Here is a 21,679-nt window from a genome sequence, read left to right as displayed (position 1 = left end):
GGGCTAAGAGCGCAACATATTCCCCTATTCCCCTATTCCCTCCCCGTCTGTCCCCGATGCCGCAGATAGTGGTCGGCGATCGCACAGGCAACCATTGCCTCGCCGATCGGCACGGCGCGGATGCCGACGCATGGATCGTGGCGGCCCTTGGTCATGATCTCGACGTCCTTGCCGTCCTTGTCGATCGACTTTCGCGGCGTCAGGATCGACGAGGTCGGCTTGACGGCGAAACGGGCGACGATTGCCTGGCCGGTCGAGATGCCGCCGAGGATGCCGCCGGCATTGTTGGACAGGAACACCGGCTTGCCGTCATTGCCGATGCGCATCTCGTCGGCATTCTGCTCGCCGGTGATGCGGGCGGCCTCGAAGCCGTTGCCGATCTCGACACCCTTGACGGCGTTGATCGACATCAGGCCGGACGCGATGTCCTGGTCGAGCTTGGCATAGATCGGCGCGCCGAGGCCTGCCGGAACGCCGTCGGCGACGATCTCGATCACCGCACCGACCGAGGAGCCCGCCTTGCGGATGCCGTCGAGATACTGCGTGAAGACAGGAACGGAAGCCGGATCGGGGGTGAAGAACGGATTGTCGGCATCGCCGATGAAATTCCAGTTCCAGTTGGCGCGATCGATGGATTTTTCGCCCATCGACACCAGCGCGCCGCGCACCACCACGCCGGGCACCACCTTGCGCGCCAAAGCACCGGCTGCGACCCGCGCCGCGGTCTCGCGAGCCGAGGAGCGGCCGCCGCCGCGATAATCGCGCACGCCGTATTTGACGTCATAGGTGTAATCGGCATGGCCGGGCCGGTATTGGCGGGCGATCTCGCCATAATCCTTCGAGCGCTGGTCGACATTCTCGATCAGCATCGACACCGGCGTGCCGGTGGTGATCATCGTCTCGCCGTCCTCGTCAAGGATGAAGCCTGACAGCACCTTCACTTCATCCGGTTCGCGACGCTGCGTCACGAAACGTGACTGGCCCGGCCGGCGCTTGTCGAGTTCGGCCTGGATGTCTCGCTGAGTGAAGCGGATGCCAGGCGGACAGCCGTCGACCACGCAGCCGAGCGACGGGCCATGGCTTTCGCCCCAGGTGGTGACGCGGAAAAGGTGGCCGAACGTGTTGTGAGACATGAAATGACCCTGCCCGGCATCGGAGCCGGCTTAAGGTTGCCTTCTATTGGCGTTTTTCACAGGGGTCAAACTGTGATCTGGCGGATTTAGTTTTGACACATTCGGTTGGTTTCTGCTCTGCTCCATCCGCCGTTGAACGCCCGCCGCCATGCCGGCGCAATGATAATGAGGAACGATTATGCGTACCCTGATTGGCGCCATTGCCGCCACGCTGCTGCTTTCCACCGCCGCTTTCGCCGGCCAGACGGAAGGCCTGATCAAGAAGATCGACAAGGACACGGCGACGCTGACGCTGGATGACGGCAAGTCCTACAAGCTGAACGCCGAGACCGACCTCGACGCGCTGAAGCCGGGCATGGACATCGTCATCGCCTACGATGTGACCAATGGCGAAAACATCGTCACCGACATGGAACTGCCGGACAGCTCTGCGAACTAGAGCTCCAACCTCAACTGAATTCAGCTTTCGCCGGGCCGCCTGCCAAATGGCCTAAAGCCACTCCAGACTCTTGCCTTCGAGCTTGAGCAGGCGATCCTGCGGTATTTCCAGGTTCGCTGCCTCGTCCTCGGCCAGCCCCAGAACGAAGCGAAACAAGGTGCGCATGACGCCGCCATGGGTCACGCATATCGTCTGGCGTTCGATCGCGTCGAAGCATGGCCTCACCCGTTCGAGCAGCATTTGATAGCTCTCGGCGCCTTCGCCGGGCGGCTGAAAGTTCCACTTGTCCAGAGCGCGCGTGCTGCTTGCTCCGGGATACCGTGTCTCAAGCTCGGGAAAGGTAAATCCCTGCCAGTCGCCGAAATTGACCTCGACGAGGCGCGGATCGGTTCGATAGGCACCCGGATCGAGCTTCATCGCGGCGCGAATACGCTGCATCGTTTCGCGCGTCCGTTTCATCGGGCTGGCGACGAAATCGAATTCCCAGGGATTTGGGACCAACGCGGCCAGCCGAAGCCCGTTTCCGGTCGCCTGCTCGCGGCCAAGAGCGTTGAGATCGGTGTCGGCCTGCCCCTGAAGCCGCATTTCGGCGTTCCACGCGGTCTGGCCGTGGCGCGCGATATAAACCAGCGGGTACATCAGGTCTTCCGGTGCGGGATCGGGACGGACGACGGTTGGCGGGGTGTTAGTCCTTGACGGTCGAAATATCAGGCGCGTCGACCGCCTTCATGCCGACGACGTGGTAGCCCGAATCGACGTGGTGCACTTCACCGGTGACGCCGCGCGACAGGTCGGACAGGAAATAGACGCCGGAATCGCCGACTTCCTCCTGCGTCACCGTCTGCTTCAACGGCGAATTGTACTCGTTCCACTTCAGGATGTAGCGGAAATCGCCGATGCCGGAAGCGGCAAGCGTCTTGATCGGGCCGGCCGAAATCGCGTTGACGCGGATCTTCTTGGCGCCGAGGTCGACCGCCAGGTAGCGCACGCTGGCCTCGAGCGCGGCCTTGGCGACACCCATGACGTTGTAGTGCGGCATGACCTTTTCGGCGCCGTAGTAGGTCAAGGTCAGCAGCGAGCCGCCATCGGTCATCAGCGCCTCGGCGCGCTTGGCGATGGTGGTGAAGGAATAGACCGAAATGTCCATGGTGCGCAGAAAATTGTCGCGCGTCGTCTCGACATAGCGGCCGGTCAGCTCGTCCTTGTCGGAGAAGGCAATGGCGTGGACGAGGAAATCAAGCTTGCCCCAATGTTTGGCGACATTGGCGAAAACCTCGTCCAGGCTCGCCGGATCGGTGACGTCGCAATGGCCGGCGACAAAGGCGCCCAGTTCCGTCGCGAGCGGCTCGACGCGCTTCTTGAACGCCTCGCCCTGATAGGTCAGCGCGATCTCGGCGCCATGGTCGACGCACGACTTGGCGATGCCATAGGCGATCGACCTATTGTTGGCGACGCCAAGAATGAGGCCGCGCTTGCCGGCCATTAGGCCCTGTCCACCCGCCATGTCAGCGCTCTCCGCAAGATTTCAGCTTTGTGGGTTGCCCTATCGCACAGGCACAGAGCCCCTTCAAGCGCTCAAACCGGACAGTTCAGGGGACAAAAGCCGCCGATCAGCCTTTTTGGCTGCGCAACAGCGCTTCGAGCGCGCTATCACCGCCTTCCGGCAGCATGATGCGCACATGAGCGTAGAGATCGCCGTGGCCGCCGGCCTTTTCCGGCAGGCCCCTGCCCTTGAGCCGCAGGACCTTGTCGGAGCTCGACCAGGCCGGAATGTTGACCGCGAGCCTGCCGGTGGGCGTCTCGACCGGCACCTTGGCGCCGAGCACCGCATCCGCCAGTGTCACCGGCAGATCGGCGTGCAGGTCGCGGCCCTCGATGCGGTAGCGTGGATGTCGGCGCAGATGGATCTTGACCAGCGCGTCGCCTGGCTGGCCCGGCCCCTGCTCGCCTTGGCCCTTGAGGCGGATGGTCTGGCCATCCTCGACATAGGCCGGCAGCTTGACCGCCACCTTGCGGCCGTCGGGGAACATCGCCGTCACCTTTTCGGCGGTCGCCGCTTCCTCGATGGTGATGTCGAGCGTCACGTTCAGATCGGCTGCTGTCGCCTGCCGGCGGCGATCGCCCGCGCCGGAACCGCGCGCGCCCGAAAAAGTGTCGCCAAAAATCTGGCTGAAGATGTCGCTGTTGCCGTCGAACGGATCGCCACCCGGTCGGCCGGAGCGGAATTCGAACCGCGAGCCGCCAGGACCTTGCTGCCGGCGGAATCCGCCGAAGGGATCGCCGCCACCGGCAGCGCCCTCAAAGCCCTGGAATCGCGGCTTACCATCGGCGTCGATCTCGCCGCGATCGAAGGCAGCGCGATTCTTTTCGTCGCCGACGATCTCGTAGGCTTGGTTGGCCGCGGCAAAACGGTCCTTCGCCTTGGGATCATTCGGATTCTGGTCCGGATGATGCTTCTTGGCGAGTTTCCGATACGCCGACTTTATGTCTTTGGCCGATGCGTTCCTGGCAACGCCCAGCACCTCATAGGGGTCGCGCATGCTTACCGCCCTGGAGAAGAGTTGAGTCTATGATTGCCTCCTATATGCGCTCGCATAGGAAGAAATTCCAGTGCTGGAGCAGCATATCGGACGCGGAAAATCAGAGTGCCTTGAAGTCCTGCATGCGCCAGCCGCCGGCGCTGGCCAAGCACAGTTCGCCTTCGAACATGGCAACGCCGTCAAAGCTTTCGCGCGAGGCCTTGAAGCGGCGGCAGGTCTGGCCGTTGTCCTTCAATTCCGCCAGATCGGTGATGGAACCGCGTGAGCCGGTACCGGCATTGGCCCATGGGACGGCCTGCCCGCCGAGCTGCTCGATGTCGGCCGAGGAGACTGCATTGCCGATCGTCGTCTGGTCGGAGTCGCGATCCAAATTGGCCGGCGCGGGCGAGGCCGACGTGCTGCTGGTCAGAATCGAGCGGTCGACTTCGGCTTTTTCCAGGCTGAAGCCGCCGGCGCCACAAGCGGCAAGCGGCAAGGCGACCGCCACGATCGCGGCTTTCGCGCTGGCCGAAGCGATAACGCTCCATTGCCTGCTGTCAAAAGCTTGCGCGATACGCGACAATCGGCAGCCTCCCCCTTGCTTCGTTAAGAATCTTGGCTTCGTTAAGAATCTTGGCTTTGTAAGAATCTTCGCTTCGTGACAATTTGAGAAAAACTATGAGTGACACTGAGTTAACAAGCGGTGACTTTACCGAGGCTGCCGAGCCGTTTCGCCTCTTTGCCGCATGGCTGGACGACGCAACGAAAAGCGAGCCGAACGACCCCAACGGCGTGGCTCTGGCGACCGTCGATGCCGACGGCATGCCGGATGTGCGTATGGTGTTGCTCAAGGGGTTCGATGAAAGCGGGTTTGTCTTCTACACGAATTTCGAGAGCGCCAAGGGCCGGGAGATTCTTGGCAGCATGAAGGCGGCGATGTGTTTCCATTGGAAATCGCTGCGCCGCCAGGTGCGCATTCGCGGACCGGTGGAGATCGTCAGCGACGCCGAAGCCGACGCCTACTATGCGACACGGCCACGCGGCAGCCGCATCGGCGCGTGGGCCTCGAAACAATCGCGGCCGCTGGAAAGCCGCTTTGCGCTGGAGAAGGCAGTGGCCGAATACACGGCACGCTATCCGATCGGCGAGATCCCGCGGCCAAAGCACTGGTCCGGCTTCCGAATCGTGCCCAGCGCCATCGAGTTCTGGCACGACAGGCCGTTCCGCCTGCACGACCGGCTCGTCTTCAGCCGCGACGCGAAAGGCGCCTGGGAAAAAACGAGGCTTTATCCCTGAAGAAGAGGGTCAGGCCTTCTTTCTCGTCATGAACGCGGTGAGCGCGGCGCGGGCCTCATCCGATTTCAGGCGCTCGCGAAAATGCTCGCTTTCCTCGCCGATCCGGGCGACGAGATCGTCGCGCGAACCACGCATCAGGTCGCGCGCGATCATCAGCGCCTGCGGCGGCTTGGCTGCGATCTGGCCGGCTGCCGCCAGCACCGAGGCCTCGAGCGCCGCTTCCTCGACCACCTCGTAGATCAGGCCGGCGGCCTTCGCCCGTTCAGCCGAAAAGCCTTCGCCGAGGCCGAGCAGCGCGAAGGCACCCTGCTGCCCGAGGATGCGCGGTGCCAGAAGGCTCGATCCCGCCTCAGGCACCAGGCCAAGGTCGACGAAAGGCGTTCTGAACACGGTGCGCGGCGTGGCGAAGGTCAGGTCGCAATGCAAATTGAGCGTCGTGCCGATGCCGACCGCGATGCCGTCGACGCCGGAGACCATGGGTTTTTCGACCTTGGCCAGCGCCATCAGGAAATCCCAGACTTCCGTGCCGCCGTCGCCGCCCGTGGCGACGACCATGAAATCGGCAAGGTCGTTGCCTGAGGAGAAGGCGCCGGGCACGCCGAGGAAGACATGGACCCGGATCGCAGGATCGGCGTCGCCTTCGGCCAGGGTTTTTGACATTTTCGCATACATGGCGCGCGTCAGCGCGTTCTTCTTGTCCGGCCGGTTCATGCGGATGATCTGGATGGCGCCCTGGCGCTCGACGAGGATATGGTCTGTCACGATGTTTTCCTTATGAACGTCAGGCAGAGACAAGCGTCGTGCCGGCAGCGGCGAGGCTTTCGGCGCCACCGATGACGCGCGCCCTCAAAGCGCTCACCTCGCCGAGCAGGTTTTCGGCGAAGAAGCGGCAAAGCGGAACACGGCCTTGATCGACAAGAGCGCCGCGCGCCAGATAGGCGCCGCCAGCGGCAAGCGAGATCAGCCTGAGATATGGCGTCGCACCCGCCAGCGCCTCGTCCGACCGGCCTTCGGCCGCCAGTTTCTGCAGGAAGCGGGTCGCTTCGCCGAGATCGCCAAGTGCCGCGTCGAGAGCGTCGGCGGTGCGGCCGAAACCCTGCACGTTCGAGGTCCGCACCGCTCCGGCCATATCAGCCAGTTCGGCGATGTAGCCATGCACATGGTCGCCGCCGCCGAGCGGCAGCTTGCGCATCACCAGATCGATCGCCTGGATACCGTTGGTGCCCTCATAGATCGGGGCGATGCGCGCATCACGATAGAAGGCGGCCGCTCCCGTCTCCTCGATGAAGCCCATGCCGCCATGAACCTGGAGGCCGAGTGAGGCAACCTCGACGCCGATATCGGTCGAGAACGCCTTTGCCAGCGGCGTCAGCAGATTGGCGCGGTCGCGCCAGTGTGCCGCCTCGTCACCGGCGGAGACACGGGCCATGTCGATGGCGTGGGCACAGGAATAGCTGATGGCGCGTGCGGTTTGGGTCAGCGCCTTCATGGTTAACAGGTTACGCTGGACATCGGGGTGATGGACGACAGGCGCCATACCCGTGCCAGTGTAGCTCGCGGCCTTGCCCTGCCGGCGCTCATTGGCATAGGCGATCGCCTTCTGCGTTGCGGCTTCCGCGACCGCTACCCCCTGCATACCGACACAAAGCCGCGCATTGTTCATCATGGTGAACATGCAGGCGAGACCCTTGTTCTCCTCGCCGATCAGCCAGCCGACGGCGCCTGGCTTGGCGCCCTGGAAACCATCGCCATAGATCATGGTGCAGGTCGGCGAGGCATGGATGCCGAGCTTGTGCTCGAGGCCGGAACAGAAGACGTCGTTGCGCACGCCGAGCGCGCCATCGTCGCCAACAAGGAATTTCGGCACCAGGAACAGCGAAATGCCGCGCGTGCCGGCCGGCGCATCGGGCAGCCTTGCCAGCACCAGATGGATGATGTTGTCGGTAAAATCGTGCTCGCCATAGGTGATGAAGATTTTCTGGCCGAAAATGCGGTAGCTGCCGTCATCCGCCGGCTCGGCGCGGGCGCGCAAGGCGGCGAGGTCCGAACCGGCTTGCGGCTCGGTCAGGTTCATCGTGCCCATCCACTCGCCCGAGACGAGCTTTTCGAGATATTTCACTTTGAGGTCTTCGGAGGCGTGTTTGTCGAGCGCTTCGACCGCGCCCATGGTCAGCGTCGGGCCGATGCCGAAGGCCATGGCGGCGGAGTTCCACATTTCGAGCGCGGCGACGCCGAGCATGGTCGGCAGCGCCTGGCCGCCATAGGCTTCAGGCCCGGAGAGCGCGTTCCAGCCGCCGTCGATCCAGCGGCGATAGAGTTGCTTCCAGCCGGGCGGGGTGGTGACGGCAGCGTCCTTCAGCACGGCACCTTGCCGATCGCCGATCGTGTAGAGCGGTGCGACCTCTTCGGTGGCGAAGCGGCCGGCCTCACCCAGAACGGCATCGACCAGATCCTCGCCGAGATCGCCGAACCTGCCGGCATCGAGCGCCGATTTCATGCCGGCCACGTGCTTGAGCGTGAAGGCGATATCCTCGACCGGTGCCCGATACATGCCTCTCACTCCTCCTGATGCATCGGCCCTGCTACCCTAGAGTTAGTGCCGCTGCAAAACCATCCGCCCTTTGGGGGGATCTCCCATCTTCTTTTTACGTAAACGTCAAATTTTGTCACGTGGATTTTGCAATCGCGGCGGCGCGTATTAAATTCAAACGGCGCCGAACCAAATCAACCGGCGGCAGATCAGAACCAGCACACCGGAACCATCCCCATGCTCGCCAGACCCGACGCCTATCGCTGCATCGAATGCGGCCTGCCCTATCGAGCGGAGGGGTTCTGCTACCATGAGGGCAAACTCGAACACGGCGCCGCCTACTGGTCTGATCGCGGCATATTGTGCTCGCCGCAATGCTCGCTGGCCCACCACCGCAAACGCGCCGCCGAAGGCACGCTGCGGCAGGAGCCGGCGCCGGACCCGTTTGAATTCTAGCCACTGATGCGACGCCAGCTTTTCCGACGCCGGCCCCCGGAAAGCAAATCCTTAACCATACCGGTTCAGCATCTGCTTTTGATCAACGGGGATTCCGTGTTTTGAAAAGGACGGCACGGCTCCTTCGCCGCACAGCGCTTCTCGCCTTTGTTACGACGATGGCACTGTCGATGGCGGCCAAGGCTTCGGACTTCTCCGAGCCCTGGAAGAATGCTGACCGCGCCCTGGTCATCGATGCCTATGAATACAATTCCATCGACTGGTCCCAGCTCGCCACCGACAAGCGCATCGTTGGCTTCATCAACAAAGCGTCCGACGGCATGCCACCGCCGTATTTCTGCCTGGGCAACGACACCGAAGTGAAGCTTTGCAAGGCGCTGTGGAAACGCCACGCGGTGACGCGCGAACTGTTCCAGACGCGCCGGGTGGTCGCCAAGGCGCTCGGCCTGAAATGGGGCGCCTATCACCTCGCCCGCCCCGGCAATCCGGTCGAGCAGGCCAATAATTTCCTCGATTTCGCCGAGCCCGGGCCGGACGATCTCATGGCTCTCGACATCGAGGGCAATGATCCTTCGCAATGGATGTCGCTCGACGATGCCGAGGAGTTCGTGCGCCAGGTGCATCGGCGCATCGGCCGTTTCCCGGTGCTCTACACCAACGGCAAGACCGCCCAGTACATTGCCGACAACAGCTACCGATACCGGCTCCTGTCGCGGTTGCCGCTCTGGTATGCGCGCTACACCAACGACATCGACGTGCATTTTCCGATGGGCAACTGGCAAGGCTACGCACTGTGGCAGTTTTCGGCGCAAGCCAATTGCGGCCGGTTCCGCTGCCCTTACAGGGTCGCCGGCACGCCCAACGACATCGACGTCAATGTCGCACCGATGGACGCCGCCACACTGCGTGCGCAATGGCCGTTCGGTGGGCTCATCGATGTGCCGCCCGACTATCTCGCCTCGATACCGCTGCCGGTCTCTCGCGAGGCCGGCCTCGCCGGCAATGTCACCATCACCTACGCCTCCGTGGCCGCGCCACCGACTTTCGAGGAAATGGTGGCAGCGCTGGGCACACGCTGGTCGCGGTTCCGCGACGGCTTCCGCATGCCAGTGGTGAAGACGGTGCCGCGGCGGCCGGGCTTCGGCATTGTCCAATATGTCGCCTGGAAGCGGACCGAGCAACGTTCGCCGGCACAACTCGACGCCGCCTTTGCCGCGGCCGATCCGCTCAGCACCGCTTCCACCGAACTCGATCGCGGCCAGCGGTAGACCGCGGTTTTCTCCTTCAGCCAGCCTGCTCGCGCGCCACGGCCTGCCAGCCAATGTCGCGCCGGCAGAACCCATCCGGCCAGTCGATGCGGTCGAGCGCGGCATAGGCTCGTTTCTGTGCCTCGCCGACCGTGGCGCCTGATGCCGTGACGTTGAGGACGCGGCCGCCATTGGCCACCAGTGCACCGCCATTGATGGCGGTACCGGCGTGGAAGATCTGGACGCCGTCGCTCGCCGCATCTTCGACGCCGCGGATGACCGATCCTTTTTCCGGCGTGCCGGGATAGCCTCTCGCCGCCATCACTACGGTGAGTGCTGCGTCGTCGCGCCAGCGCACGGACATATGCGCAAGCTGGCCGTCGCTCGCAGCGTTGAGCAGGACCAGCAGATCGTCCTTCAGCCGCATCATCAGCACCTGGCATTCAGGATCGCCGAAACGGGTGTTGTATTCGATCAGCTTCGGCCCCTTGTCAGTGATCATCAGCCCGGCGAACAGCACGCCGGAGAATGGCGCGCCAAGTTCAGCCATGCCGCGCATGGTCGGCTCGATGATCTCGCGCATGGTGCGCTCGACCAGTTCCGGCGTCATCACCGGGGCCGGCGAATAGGCCCCCATGCCGCCGGTGTTGGGGCCGGCGTCGCCATCGCCGACCCGCTTGTGATCCTGCGCGGTGCCGAAGGGCAACGCAGTGGTGCCGTCGCAGAGGCAGAAGAAGCTCGCCTCCTCGCCGGTCATGAACTCCTCGACCACAACTTCCGCGCCGGCGGCGCCGAAGGAACCATCGAAGCAGGCATCGAGTGCGGCCTTTGCCTCACTGAGCGTCATGGCGACGGTGACGCCCTTGCCGGCAGCGAGCCCGTCGGCCTTGATGACGATCGGCGCCCCCGTCTTTTCGACATAGGCCTTGGCCGAGGCCAGGTCACTGAAACGGCCATAGGCGGCGGTCGGGATGTTGTAGCGGGCGCAGAGGTCCTTGGTGAACCCCTTCGAGCCTTCGAGCTGTGCCGCAGCCTTGGAGGGACCGAAGACGCGGATATTTTCGGCGCGCAGATCGTCGGCAATGCCGGCGACGAGCGGCCCTTCCGGCCCAACCACCACGAGGTCAATTTTTTTGTCCTTGCAGAACGCGGCCACGGCCGCATGGTCGGCGATGTCGAGCTTCACCTGTTCGGCCTCGCTGCCGATGCCTGGATTGCCGGGGGCGGCATAAAGCTTGGTCAGCAGCGGTGATGCGGCGATCTTCCAGGCGAGCGCATGTTCGCGGCCGCCGGAGCCGAGAAGAAGAACGTTCATGGTCACCTCTTGATGCCAACCCTTGGAGAGCACCCGCTATTGCTCTCTGGACGATGGGTCAAGACATCAGGGCGTTTTGAGCCGAATTGCGCACGGGAACGTTATCCCCAGCCGAATATGGGCGCCGAATACCGGCGCCCATATTCGGCCCGCTTCAGCCTTGGTAGACCACTGGAAACCAATCCTCGCGCAGCCTCTCGCCCGGCTGCATCCCGTGGCCGTGATAGGGCGGCGAGGTACGCCCCGGCCGCTCGACATAGCGCGCATCGTCACCGACCCAGCGCAGCGACAGCGCCCGGCGCCGCGCCGCGGTCAGGTTGCCGCGCGCGCCATGTGCGGTCCTGAAGTCGAACAGGATGGCGTCGCCCGGCTCCATTTCCCACTCGAGCACCTTCATCGACGGATCGTTGTCGGGATCGGGCACCGGCAGATAGTCGCCCTCGCCGGCATAGAAATTGCTGTCGTCGAGCCAGCGCACCGGCAGGATCATCTTGCCCCATTTATGCGAACCGGCGATCAACCGCAGCGTCGCCTCCTTCACCGGATCGATGGGAATCCAGAAACTGACCGTCTGCCGGCCATCGACGAAGTAGTAGGGGATGTCCTGGTGCCAGGGCGTCGGTTTCTGCGTGCCGGGTTCCTTGACCAGCACATGATCGTGGAAGAACTGCGCGGTGCGCGACTGCATCACCGCCGCCGCCAGTTCGGCGGCGGGTGAGTCCCGCACCAGGCTGACGAATTCGGGGATGCGCTCCCAGTTGCAGTAGTCATCGAAGAAACTTCCGCGGCCGTTGGCGATGTCGGATGCGGTGGCGCTGCGGTTCTGCATGTTGCGTTCGATGCCGGCGGCGATCGTGTCGACCCAGCCCTTGAAGGCGCCGCGAATGCAGACAGCGCCGTCACGCTGATAGTCGGCAATCGTGGATGCGCCGATCATGGTGGCGTCGAGGGGGCAGTCTGGGAAGCCATGGCGTTCTCCTTTTGGAATGAAGCCACTATCGCAACACCTATTCATTCAGTAAAATAATAACTTTCCATCTGACATATAGAGTATTCCTATGAGTGTGACCCTCACGCAGCTGCGCTATCTGGTTGCCGTGGCACGTCACGGCAGCGTCACCGGCGCGGCCAGGGTGCTGAACGTTTCACAGCCGTCGATCTCGGTGGCCATCGACGCCGTCGAAAAGAATTTCGGCCAGAAACTGTTTGTCCGCCAGCGGGGAAGTGGCGTGTCGCCGACATCGTTCGGCCGCGCCGTCGTGGCCAAGGCAAGGCAGGTTCTCACCGAAACGGAGGAGCTCATCGGCCTGGGTTCAAGCAAATCGGCTGTCAGCGGTGAGTTGGTGCTGGGATGCTTCGAGGATCTGGCGCCTTTCTTCGCGCCGGCTTTGATCCGCGCCTTCTCCGAACGCTATCCGGCCGTCAAAATCGTCGTTCGCGACGAGACGTTCGAGACGCTGGGACGACGGCTGGGGGATGCGGCCATCGATCTCGGCCTGACTTACGATCTCAGCCTGCCCACGCATTTCGCCCGCATCCTGCTGCGTGAACTTCGCCCGCACGCGCTGTTGCCGGCGGGCCATGCCCTGGCGGACCAGCCAACGGTCAGCCTTGCCGATCTGGCTGCCTATCCGCTGATCACCACGGACCAGCCGCACAGCTGGCAGCATATGCTCGACCTTTTTCGCAGCCGTGGCCTTTCGCCGGTGGCCGATACAACGACAAGCTCGTTCGAACTGCAGCGCAGCATGGTCGCCAACGGCTTCGGCGTTGCGGTCAGCTACACCCGCCCGCATGGCGATCGCAGCTATGACGGCCTGCCGCTCATCTGCAAGCCGCTGTCCGATCCGCTGCCCATGCAGCGGATCCTGCTCACCTATGACACGCATCAGCGTGTATCGAATGCAGCGCTGGCCTTCATCGAGGTGGCCAAGGACTGGTTCGCCACCCGCGACATCTTTGCCTCGTGAAAGGCTGACGGGCGCCGCGTCTCCGCTTGCCGCTTGACGGTTTCCGCCGCTGCTGCCACTCCATGGACATGGAAAACGTCCAGTCGAAAGCGGCCCAGGGCCGTGTCGCCGATGCGCCGAACGGCCATTGGGTCTACCGCGTGCTGCCGCGCTCGATATGGCCCTATGCGCAGCTTGCGCGGTGGGACAGGCCAATCGGCTGGCAGCTGCTGCTGTGGCCGTGCTGGTGGTCGGCGGCCTTGGCGGCAAGCGCCTATCCGCGTCCCGGCGACCCGCTGCTCTCACTGTTGCCGGCACCAGTGTATCTCGTGCTTTTCCTGGTCGGGGCCATCGCCATGCGCGGCGCCGGCTGCACCTACAACGACCTCGTCGACGAGGACATCGACAACCAGGTGGAGCGCACGCGCTCGCGACCGTTGCCGTCGGGCAAGGCGACGCGCTGGCGGGCATGGCTGTTTCTCGTCCTGCAGGCTCTGGTCGGCCTCGTGGTGCTCATCCAGTTCAACAGCTTCGCCATCCTGCTCGGCATCTGCTCACTGGCGGTCATCGCCATCTATCCATTCATGAAGCGGATAACCAACTGGCCGCAACTGGTGCTTGGTCTTGCCTTTTCCTGGGGCGCGCTGATGGGATGGGCGGTCGAGTTCGGCGATCTCGATGGGCCTGCCGTCATGCTCTATATCGGCTCGATCCTGTGGGTGATCGGCTACGACACGATCTATGCGCATCAGGACAAGGAAGATGACGCCATTGTCGGCGTGCGCTCGACGGCACGCTTGTTCGGCGACAGCACCAAGTCGTGGCTGGCCGGGCTTTATGGCGGCGCGCTGATCTGTTTTGCGATCGCTTTCGCGTCGGCGCAGGCGCCGGTGGTGGCGCTGGCCGGACTGATCGCCGCCGGCGCCCATATGGCCCGGCAGATCGCGGTTCTGGATATCGACAATCCGGACCAATGCCTGCGCCTGTTCAGATCGAACAACCAGGTCGGCTGGCTGATCTTCCTCGGCCTGATCGGCGGCGCAGTGTGGGTGGCTCTGAAGCCGCTGGTTTAGCGGCTTCGCGTTTCAGCATTCCCAGCGGGATCATGCTCAGTCGCGCGAGATGATCTCCTGACCGTCGATGACCAGCCTGAGACCGAGGTCGCCAGCTCGGCGGCGAGCGAGGAAACGCGGGCGGCGCGTGTTCGAAATCCGCCCCTTGCGCCGATCCTGCGGCGGCAGCGTCTTGATGGCGGCGCCGAGCGATTCTTCCAGGGTGCGGGCGACGCCGTCCGATTCGATCAGCAGCATCGGCAGACGGTAGGCGTCGGCCCAGGCGCGCCAGTCGGCGGCGACATCGTCGAGATCGTCGGCCACCAGCAGCGGCACCGACAGCATCGGGTCGTTGTGCAGGAGTTCCAGCGTCACCGTGACATTGCCGTCCGGGTCTTCCATGGCACGGGCGGCAACGCCGCGGAACGCATTGGAGGGCAGAACGATGATCGCGGGCAGGCCGCTCATCTCGAGCAAGCGGCGGATCACGGCGCCGCGCTGGTCGATGGTGAAGGTTACATCGCCGTAGTCGTCACGAGTCGCGTAGCTCACCACTTGCGGCAGGCGGAATGGGTCGAGACGCATGTTGCGTCCCGCCCAGACTGGCTTCAGTCCGGTGTTCATAGAGTGGCCTTCCTGTCTGTCTCCTGAGAGCCGGTGTCCGGTTCTCTCCGGGCCGGTTTTTCCAGCCTCGTTTGTATGGAGACAGTAGCGCGGGCTCCTTACCGCCCCGCTTAAGAAAGTCGGTTAAATTTTGCTGATCTCAGGGATGGTTATCGGAATCCCACCAGCCACAAGATGTCGAAAGGATCAGATAACCTTACCCGGATTCATGATGCCGGCCGGGTCGAAAGCGGCCTTCACCCTTCGCATCAGATCGATCGCCATCGGCGGCGCGGTGGCGATCAGTTCGTCGCGTTTCAACTGGCCGATGCCGTGCTCGGCCGAGATCGAACCGTGCAGGCTGCGCACCACATCGTGCACCGCCTTGTTCATGGGGTGATAGAGAGCGAGGAACGCGTCATCGTCGCCGTCGACGGGCCGCGAAATGTTGTAGTGGAGATTGCCGTCGCCCATATGGCCGAAGCAGACCACGCGGGCACCTGCACTTACCGACGCCACGGCGCCGGCAGCCTCCGCGATGAAACGCGGGATCGATGCAATAGGCACCGAAATGTCGTGCTTGATCGAGGCGCCCTCCGGTTTCTGCGCCTCGGGCAGCAGTTCGCGGAAATTCCAGAAGGCATCGCCCTGCGCAAGACTCGCGGCAATGACGGCGTCGCCGACGAATTCCTGTTCGAGGCCGGCCGTAAGCACATCCTCGATCAACGCTCTCGAATCCTCCGACGAACGGCCTGATGAAATCTGCATCAGCACGTACCACGGCCAGTCCTCGATCAGCGGCCGCACCACACCCTGGGCATGCGCCAGCGTGAAATCATATGGCCGCCTGCCGATCAGTTCGAAAGCGGTGAGTGCCGCCCCGGCACGGTCCATGGCCAGGCTGAACAGCGAAAGTGCCGCCTCGGGCGACGACAGGCCGGCGAAGGCGACTTCGCGCCCCTTCGGCTTCGGGAACAGCTTGAGCACGGCGGCGGTGATGACGCCGAGCGTGCCTTCGGCACCGACGAACAGGTTTTTCAGATCGTAGCCGGTGTTGTCCTTCTTCAGCTTGCGCAGGTCGTCGAACACCTCGCCGGTCGGCAGCACCACCTCGACACCGAGGCAGAGTTCGCGCGCATTGCCATAGGCAAGCACGCCGGTGCCGCCGGCATTGGAGGAAAGATTGCCGCCGATCTGACAGGAGCCTTGCGCGGCCAGCGACAGCGGGAACAGCCGGTCGGCGGCGTCGGCTGCCTCCTGCAGCGTCTGCAGGATGACACCGGCCTCGACCGTCACCGTGTTGGACAGCACATCGATCTCGCGGATGCGGTTCAGCCGCGACAGCGACAGGACAATTTCGCGCCCGGACCTGTCCGGCACCTGCGCGCCGACCAGCCCGGTGTTGCCGCTTTGCGGCACGATCGGCGTGCCTGTCTCGGTCGCCAGCCGCATGATCCGGCTGACTTCGTCGACGCTGCCCGGCCGCAGCACCAGCGATGTCGCGCCGTGCCAGAGCCCCCGCCGCTCAATGAGGTAGGGCGCGATATCGCGCTCGTCGCGCAGTGCATATTTGTCGCCGACGATCGCCGTGAAGCGATCGATGAGAGCGGGATCGAGTGTCTCTGTGATTTCGGTCATGGGGGAAAACTATGTTGCGGGCCGTGTGATGTCACGAGGGGCGGCGGCACGCGACAGCCGATCGTTGATCGCTTCGCCGAGCCCCTCGAAGGGAACAGGCTCGACGGCGATGGTCGGCGCGCCGCTGCGGTCGAGTTCCTGCATATAGGCGAACAGATTGCTCGCCGCTTCGCGCAGGTCCCCGGTTTCGGATAAATTGAGGAAGGCTTCGGCGCGGCGCCAGCCTTGCGCCCTCTGGCTGCCGAAGCCTAGCAAAGCCTCGCCCTCGCCGACCGTGCCGGCATTGAGCCGCATCGCGGCACCTGGCGCATAGTGCGAGGCAAGCATGCCCGGCGCCTCGATACCGGCGGTGCCGCCGCGCAGCAATTCCATGCCGATGGCCGTCTCGATCTCCTCGGCGGCGATGCCGCCGGGCCTCAGCAGCCGCAATCTGTCCCCCTCGGCCTTGACGATGGTCGATTCCAGCCCGACGGGGGTCGCGCCGCCATCGACCACCAGCTTTATCCGCGCACCGAGATCGGCGGCCACCGCTTGCGCGGTCGTTGCGCTGATCCTGCCGGATGAATTGGCGCTGGGCGCTGCAAGCGGGCGGCCGAGCCTGGCGATCAGCTCGCCGCCAAAGCCCCTCGGCATGCGCAAGGCAATCGTATCGAGCCCAGCGGTGACCAGCGGATGGATGCCGTTGCCGGGCCGTTGCGGCAGCACCAGCGTCAGCGGGCCGGGCCAGAATGCCAGCGCCAGTTTCTTCGACAGCGGATCGAACAGCGTGAGGCGCTCGGCCATCGCCATGTCGGCGACATGGGCGATCAGCGGGTTGAAGCGCGGGCGCCCCTTGGCTTCGAAGATGCGCGCCACGCCGATGCCGTTGGTGGCATCGCCGGCAAGACCGTAGACGGTTTCCGTCGGGATGGCGACGACATCGCCACCCCTGAGCAGCGACAGCGCCCGTTCCAGCGCCTCGCCGACGGCAAGTATTTCAGCCACTCTCGTCACCTCGCAGATGCGGGGTGCGTAATACGATGGCGGCCGTTGGGCAAGTCGGCTGTGGGGTACCGATTGTTGGCGAGCAGGAGCATTGGCGATTTATCAATCCCTAAAATGCTACGTTTCCGCGAAAGCCCGCATCAATTGCGGCCTGCTATTAAGCGGCTTCTAGGCAAAAGGGGAGCTATGTCAGTGTCTGTGCGCATACTGATGGGGATCGTTGTGGCCGCGGTGACCGGTGGGGCTCAGGCCTCGTCGCTGGTTTTTCCCGGCGCGCCGTCCTCGACACCATCGATCGTCAGGGTCGGTGCTCCCAACCAGCCTAAAACCGCCGAAGTAGCCAAAACCAAGCATGCGCCGTCGGTGCTGGCACTTGGCGCAGCAGAGCCCGACGTCACCTATGAGAAGGTGGCGGCGATCCCGGACAAGCCCGCGACCGGCTTCCAGCCAGGCCCGATGGTCATTCGTGGGGGCGTTACCGGTCCTGATTTCCCAGCACCGGCGCCAGCCGCTGCACCTGCGACAGGTGCCGCGCCGGCCGCTGGCACGGCGCCGGCGGCAGGCACGGCGCCGGCAACGGCCACCGCCTCCGCAGCCCCTTCGGGGAACGCCGAGAGCCAACCCACCCCGCCAAGCCCCCCGGCGCAGACTGCAGGTCAGCGCATGCCTCCCAACGGCTACACCAAGTAGCCCCGGCTCAAAGACAGCCTGGCATCGATGGCGTGACTTGACGACGGTCTGGCGCCCGGCGCACGATTGCCAGGCCAAACCCGTTTGGTTATGGCAGCCGCGGGACGCCATCGCCTGTATTTCGTCAGGCCGCTCTGGCAGACGGGATTTCATTACTAGGGGTGAAGGGGACCATGAGAAAATTTGGAATCGTAATCGGGGCAGGCCTTCTGCTGGATTCACTGCTTGGCGTCGCCGCGGCTCATGCCGACGATATGCTGGGATCCTATGTTGCACGTATTTCCGATCGGGATCATCAGGCGAGTGACGGCTATGCGCTGGACAATGCCGCGCAAATGGTGCGGCAGGACCGCGCCAACTGGCACAAATTCCACCGCCGCGACAGCGACGACGAGGGGGATGGCTGGTTCAGGACCAACGACCAGCGCGCCGATCTGCAGCGCATGCTGGAGCGCGGCGGCGCGATGAGTTCCTCGACCAAGCGCGCCATCGTCAATGGCGAACCGCTGATCCAGGTCGATGTCTACGAAAACAGCGTGCGCGTCAGCATTATCGAGAACTGACCGGACCGTGGCACACGGCGGCTAACAATCGGCTTCGGGGACGACTGATAGGAAAAGGCGGCGCCTCAGCGCCGCCTTGCCATCGACGGAACCGACGCCTGAAAAATCAGGCCGCCTCTTCCTTGTCCTCGTCTTCTTCGGACTTGTCGCCTTCAGCCTTCACGCTGTCCTCGGCGCGGTCTTGGTCCTCGTCATCTTCGTCTTCATCCGAGAGCGTGGCAGCTTCGGTGGACTCTTCGCCTTCTTCATCGTCGCCGTCTTCGTCGTCATCCGACAGGTCAGCGGCTTCGATCGCTGCGGCGGCGGCATGATCGAGGATGGTTTCGGAAGCGGATTCAAGCGCCTCGGCGGGAGCCGGGGTTTCTTCTGTCACTTCGATTTCGTGATCGGAATTCATGGAAGCCTCCGTGGGGTTGGGGAACATGTCCCTTTTGCCACGGAGAGATCATCGCCATATGACTGTAAGCCGGCTCGAACGGCCGGCAACAGAGAATATTTTCTTCGCCTTAACCTGCGATCCTGGAGAAATCCGCGACCTGACCGGTGGCCGCGCGGATGCGGGCGAGCAGCGCCAGGCGGTTGGCACGCACCGCCTGATCCTCATCGTTTACGAGAACATGCTCAAAGAATGAATCAACCGGCTCGCGCAACACGCTAAGCGCCAGCAGGGCGCCGGAAAAATCATCGTTTTGAATCGCTTCGCCGGCTTTCTTCTCAGCCTGATTCACCGCCGCAAACAGCGATCTCTCGCTATCCTCGCGAAACAACGCCGGCTCAGCGGTTTCGGCAACCGCCGTTTTCTTCTTCTCCTCGGCGGCCAGAATATTGGCCGCACGCTTGGTGCCGGCGAGCAGATTCTTACCGTCCTCCGTGTCGAGGAAGGAGCCGAGCGCCTCGACCCTGCGCACGATTTGCAGCAGGTCGTCGGACTGTGGCGTGATGACGGCGTCGATGAGATCGTGGCGCGCACCCTGATCGCGAAGGTAGACTTTCAGGCGGTCGTGGAAGAAGGCAAGGAGGTCGCGATCCCCAGACTTTCCGTCGCCGGCGTGCGCGCTTGCACTCACATAGTCGCCGCCCAACTTAGCCTGCTCTTCAGCGTGCTTTCGGTCGATCTGGTCTTCAATGATTTTTCGATGCTCAGCCACGATCGAAAGAAGGCTTACCGGCGTCTGATTATCTAGCACCAGCCTCACCACCCCAAGAGCAGCTCTGCGCAGCGCGTACGGGTCCTTCGAGCCGGTCGGCTTTTCGTCGATCGCCCAGAAGCCGACCAGCGTATCCAGCTTGTCGGCGAGCGCCACAGTGATCGAAACCGGATCGCTCGGCACATAGTCGGACGGTCCTTGCGGTTTGTAGTGCTCTTCGATGGCTGCGGCCACGGATGGGTGTTCGCCCTGAAGCAGCGCATATTTGCGACCCATGGCGCCTTGCAGTTCCGGGAACTCGCCAACCACCTCAGTGGTGAGATCGGCCTTGGCCAACACAGCGGCGCGACCTGCGAGCGCTATAATCTCCCCCCTCGAGGGGGAGATGTCGCCAAAGGCGACAGAGGGGGTCGGTACGACCGGACGCGACCCCTTCTCGCGGTCAGAGGATGCCGGCGCTTTACGCGAGGCGACCCCCTCTGGCCTGCCGGCCATCTCCCCCTCGAGGGGGGAGATCGACTGCGCCACCATTGGCGCCAGTTCCTCGGCAAGCCGGGCAATCCGCTCCACCCGTTCGCCCTGCGTGCCCAGCTTGGCGTGGAAAGTCACGCCGAGATGGTCGAGGCGAGCCATGCGCTGGTCGAGCGGCTTCTTGAGATCAAGCCCGAATTTTTCCGCCGATGCCTCGAGCTCACGCAGGTCAGGCAAATCGCCCTGGTCGGTTGTCCAGAAATAGAGTGCATCCGACAGGCGGGCGCGCACCACCTTGCCGTTGCCGTGGGCGATCTCCTTGCCGCCGTCCCTCGCTTCGATATTGGCGGTGAGGATGAAGCGGTTGGAAAGCGCCTCGGCGACACCCTGCGGCCGCGTGACAAAGCACTTCTGGTTGGCGCGGATGGTCAGCCGGATCACCTCGGCCGGAATGGCGAGGAATGCCTCTTCGAACTCGCCCATCAGCACGACCGGCCATTCGACCAGCCCGGACACTTCCTCCAGCAGCCCGTCGTCTTCGACCAGGTCGAGCCCGTTGGCAAAGGCGAGATTGCGGGCATCGGCAAGGATGATCTCCTTGCGGCGGTCGGCATCGAGCACGACCTTCGCCGCTTCCAGCTTGGAGACGTAATCGTCGAAGCGGCGCACCGTAATGGCATCAGGCGCATGGAAGCGATGGCCATAGGTGATGTTGCCGGAGCGAATGCCGTCGATCTCGAAATCGACCACGACAGGCTCCTCAGTCTCCGGGCCGAAGGTGCACAGGATCGATTGCAGCGGGCGCACCCAGCGCAGCGAACCGGGCTTGGCCGAGGCCGGCCCCCAGCGCATCGATTTCGGCCATGGGAAATTGCGAATGATGCCCGGCACCAGCTCGGCGATGATCTCCTCCGCCGCCCTGCCCGGCTTCGAAATATGGGCGACGTAAAAGTCGCCCTTCTTCGGGTCGGAATGGACATGCGCCTCAGCGATCGAAGCAAGCCCGGCCTTGCGCAGGAAACCTTGGACCGCCTGTTCGGGCGCTGATGTCGAAGGTCCTTTGATCTCTTCGCTTACCTCCTTCGAGCGGGCGGTCAGGCCCCTGATATCGAGCGTCAGCCGACGCGGCGTCCAGTACTCGCGCGCCGCCTCATAGGTCAGCCCCGCCTCGACCAGACCGTCGGTCAGCATCTTCCTGAGATCACCCGCCGCCTTGCGCTGCATGCGGGCAGGTATCTCCTCGGAGCGAAGTTCTAGAAGCAGGTCAGGCATCGGGGTCAGCTCATGCGGGAGAGTGGTCCGGGCGGGGCATAGCAACTCGGCTGGCCGCTGTCACCCTTTCCAGAAATTTTGGCTGCCCTGTCGGGACGAGGCGATGCCACCCGTCCTTGGATCAAAGATTTCCATGAACCGGACGCAGCGCTGAAGCGACCCACGCTCAGGCAGGGAACCATTGGCTTAACGACCATGAAAACGGCATCCAGACTTCTGCAGATCCTCGCACTCGGCGCCTGCTTTACCGCGCAGGCCCACGGCGCCTTCTCGATGCCGGGCGTGAGGCAGGCATTGCGTACGATCGACGGTACCAGCAGCCAGAACCTACTGCCGATCAAAGCTTCCTTCGAGATGATGAAGCGGGCCTGAGA

Annotated in this window: 23 protein-coding genes; 9 read left to right on the top strand and 14 right to left on the bottom strand. The window is 63.6% G+C overall.

Annotated features, from left to right (window positions below; genetic code table 11):
- Window positions 1-32: 32 nt before the first annotated feature.
- A complete protein-coding gene (aroC, locus tag LB558_RS05305; protein WP_224696549.1) occupies window positions 33-1,133 on the bottom strand; it encodes a chorismate synthase in 1,101 nt (366 codons plus the stop codon).
- 178 nt (window positions 1,134-1,311) lie between these two features.
- Between aroC and LB558_RS05300 the strand changes: the two genes are divergently transcribed.
- Window positions 1,312-1,572 carry a DUF1344 domain-containing protein gene (locus LB558_RS05300; protein WP_027035965.1) on the top strand — a complete coding sequence of 87 codons (261 nt, stop codon included), beginning with the start codon at window positions 1,312-1,314 and terminating at the stop codon, window positions 1,570-1,572.
- 51 nt (window positions 1,573-1,623) lie between these two features.
- On the opposite strand, the gene LB558_RS05295 is transcribed toward LB558_RS05300, so the two are convergent.
- The 4 genes from LB558_RS05295 to LB558_RS05280 all read right to left on the bottom strand — a co-directional run bounded on the left by LB558_RS05295 (window position 1,624) and on the right by LB558_RS05280 (window position 4,674).
- Complete coding sequence (locus tag LB558_RS05295) at window positions 1,624-2,211, bottom strand: histidine phosphatase family protein (RefSeq protein WP_224696548.1); 588 nt, start codon at window positions 2,209-2,211, stop codon at window positions 1,624-1,626.
- A gap of 46 nt (window positions 2,212-2,257) precedes the next feature.
- Window positions 2,258-3,076 carry an enoyl-ACP reductase FabI gene (fabI, locus tag LB558_RS05290; RefSeq protein ID WP_224696547.1) on the bottom strand — a complete coding sequence of 273 codons (819 nt, stop codon included), beginning with the start codon at window positions 3,074-3,076 and terminating at the stop codon, window positions 2,258-2,260.
- 106 nt (window positions 3,077-3,182) lie between these two features.
- Window positions 3,183-4,112 carry a DnaJ C-terminal domain-containing protein gene (locus LB558_RS05285; RefSeq protein ID WP_224696546.1) on the bottom strand — a complete coding sequence of 310 codons (930 nt, stop codon included), beginning with the start codon at window positions 4,110-4,112 and terminating at the stop codon, window positions 3,183-3,185.
- Between the two features lie 100 nt (window positions 4,113-4,212).
- A complete protein-coding gene (locus LB558_RS05280; protein WP_224696545.1) occupies window positions 4,213-4,674 on the bottom strand; it encodes an RT0821/Lpp0805 family surface protein in 462 nt (153 codons plus the stop codon).
- Between the two features lie 95 nt (window positions 4,675-4,769).
- Between LB558_RS05280 and pdxH the strand changes: the two genes are divergently transcribed.
- Complete coding sequence (gene pdxH / locus LB558_RS05275; protein WP_224696544.1) at window positions 4,770-5,387, top strand: pyridoxamine 5'-phosphate oxidase; 618 nt, start codon at window positions 4,770-4,772, stop codon at window positions 5,385-5,387.
- A 9-nt stretch (window positions 5,388-5,396) separates the two neighbouring features.
- Here the strand turns inward: pdxH and LB558_RS05270 are convergent, their stop codons facing one another.
- Together LB558_RS05270 and LB558_RS05265 are read right to left on the bottom strand one after the other, a co-directional pair.
- Window positions 5,397-6,149 (bottom strand): crotonase/enoyl-CoA hydratase family protein, encoded by a 753-nt coding sequence (locus LB558_RS05270; protein WP_224696543.1) that lies wholly within the window; start codon window positions 6,147-6,149, stop codon window positions 5,397-5,399.
- Between the two features lie 19 nt (window positions 6,150-6,168).
- Window positions 6,169-7,938 carry an acyl-CoA dehydrogenase gene (locus LB558_RS05265; RefSeq protein WP_224696542.1) on the bottom strand — a complete coding sequence of 590 codons (1,770 nt, stop codon included), beginning with the start codon at window positions 7,936-7,938 and terminating at the stop codon, window positions 6,169-6,171.
- Between the two features lie 216 nt (window positions 7,939-8,154).
- Here LB558_RS05265 and LB558_RS05260 point away from each other — a divergent pair, with 216 nt between their 5' ends.
- Together LB558_RS05260 and LB558_RS05255 are read left to right on the top strand one after the other, a co-directional pair.
- Window positions 8,155-8,373, top strand: coding sequence for a hypothetical protein (locus LB558_RS05260; RefSeq protein WP_224696541.1), 219 nt, complete (start codon window positions 8,155-8,157; stop codon window positions 8,371-8,373).
- A 101-nt stretch (window positions 8,374-8,474) separates the two neighbouring features.
- Window positions 8,475-9,641, top strand: a complete 1,167-nt coding sequence (locus LB558_RS05255) for a glycoside hydrolase family 25 protein (protein ID WP_412033437.1) — start codon at window positions 8,475-8,477, stop codon at window positions 9,639-9,641.
- A gap of 16 nt (window positions 9,642-9,657) precedes the next feature.
- On the opposite strand, the gene purD is transcribed toward LB558_RS05255, so the two are convergent.
- Both purD and LB558_RS05245 read right to left on the bottom strand, forming a co-directional pair.
- Window positions 9,658-10,935: a phosphoribosylamine--glycine ligase gene (gene purD, locus LB558_RS05250; RefSeq protein ID WP_224696540.1), complete on the bottom strand. Its 1,278-nt coding sequence runs from the start codon at window positions 10,933-10,935 to the stop codon at window positions 9,658-9,660.
- 154 nt (window positions 10,936-11,089) lie between these two features.
- Complete coding sequence (locus tag LB558_RS05245; protein WP_412033436.1) at window positions 11,090-11,872, bottom strand: phytanoyl-CoA dioxygenase family protein; 783 nt, start codon at window positions 11,870-11,872, stop codon at window positions 11,090-11,092.
- Between the two features lie 121 nt (window positions 11,873-11,993).
- Here LB558_RS05245 and LB558_RS05240 point away from each other — a divergent pair, with 121 nt between their 5' ends.
- Together LB558_RS05240 and ubiA are read left to right on the top strand one after the other, a co-directional pair.
- Window positions 11,994-12,905: a LysR family transcriptional regulator gene (locus LB558_RS05240; protein ID WP_224696539.1), complete on the top strand. Its 912-nt coding sequence runs from the start codon at window positions 11,994-11,996 to the stop codon at window positions 12,903-12,905.
- A gap of 68 nt (window positions 12,906-12,973) precedes the next feature.
- On the top strand, window positions 12,974-13,957 hold the full coding sequence (gene ubiA / locus LB558_RS05235; protein WP_224696749.1) for a 4-hydroxybenzoate octaprenyltransferase: 984 nt from the start codon (window positions 12,974-12,976) through the stop codon (window positions 13,955-13,957).
- Between the two features lie 36 nt (window positions 13,958-13,993).
- On the opposite strand, the gene LB558_RS05230 is transcribed toward ubiA, so the two are convergent.
- The 3 genes from LB558_RS05230 to LB558_RS05220 all read right to left on the bottom strand — a co-directional run bounded on the left by LB558_RS05230 (window position 13,994) and on the right by LB558_RS05220 (window position 17,161).
- Entirely contained in the window at window positions 13,994-14,560 is a 567-nt protein-coding gene (locus tag LB558_RS05230; protein ID WP_024502652.1) for a DUF6101 family protein, read from the bottom strand.
- 186 nt (window positions 14,561-14,746) lie between these two features.
- Window positions 14,747-16,177 (bottom strand): FAD-binding oxidoreductase, encoded by a 1,431-nt coding sequence (locus LB558_RS05225; protein ID WP_224696538.1) that lies wholly within the window; start codon window positions 16,175-16,177, stop codon window positions 14,747-14,749.
- 9 nt (window positions 16,178-16,186) lie between these two features.
- Complete coding sequence (locus LB558_RS05220) at window positions 16,187-17,161, bottom strand: L-threonylcarbamoyladenylate synthase (protein ID WP_224696537.1); 975 nt, start codon at window positions 17,159-17,161, stop codon at window positions 16,187-16,189.
- Window positions 17,162-17,347: 186 nt separating this feature from the next.
- Here LB558_RS05220 and LB558_RS05215 point away from each other — a divergent pair, with 186 nt between their 5' ends.
- Window positions 17,348-17,851, top strand: a complete 504-nt coding sequence (locus LB558_RS05215) for a hypothetical protein (RefSeq protein WP_412033435.1) — start codon at window positions 17,348-17,350, stop codon at window positions 17,849-17,851.
- Window positions 17,852-18,024: 173 nt separating this feature from the next.
- Window positions 18,025-18,414, top strand: coding sequence for a hypothetical protein (locus tag LB558_RS05210; RefSeq protein ID WP_224696535.1), 390 nt, complete (start codon window positions 18,025-18,027; stop codon window positions 18,412-18,414).
- Between the two features lie 106 nt (window positions 18,415-18,520).
- On the opposite strand, the gene LB558_RS05205 is transcribed toward LB558_RS05210, so the two are convergent.
- A complete protein-coding gene (locus LB558_RS05205; RefSeq protein ID WP_224696534.1) occupies window positions 18,521-18,811 on the bottom strand; it encodes an ATPase in 291 nt (96 codons plus the stop codon).
- 109 nt (window positions 18,812-18,920) lie between these two features.
- Window positions 18,921-21,305 (bottom strand): glycine--tRNA ligase subunit beta, encoded by a 2,385-nt coding sequence (gene glyS, locus LB558_RS05200; protein ID WP_224696533.1) that lies wholly within the window; start codon window positions 21,303-21,305, stop codon window positions 18,921-18,923.
- 78 nt (window positions 21,306-21,383) lie between these two features.
- On the opposite strand from glyS, the gene LB558_RS05195 reads away from it, so the two are divergent.
- On the top strand, window positions 21,384-21,677 hold the full coding sequence (locus tag LB558_RS05195) for a hypothetical protein (protein ID WP_224696532.1): 294 nt from the start codon (window positions 21,384-21,386) through the stop codon (window positions 21,675-21,677).
- The last annotated feature ends 2 nt before the right edge of the window (window positions 21,678-21,679 follow it).

Origin of the sequence: Mesorhizobium sp. CO1-1-8, assembly GCF_020164875.1 — a bacterium.
GTDB lineage: Bacteria > Pseudomonadota > Alphaproteobacteria > Rhizobiales > Rhizobiaceae > Mesorhizobium.
Note: the sequence above shows the minus strand (reverse complement) of the source record. Positions and strands in the feature narration are given on the sequence as shown.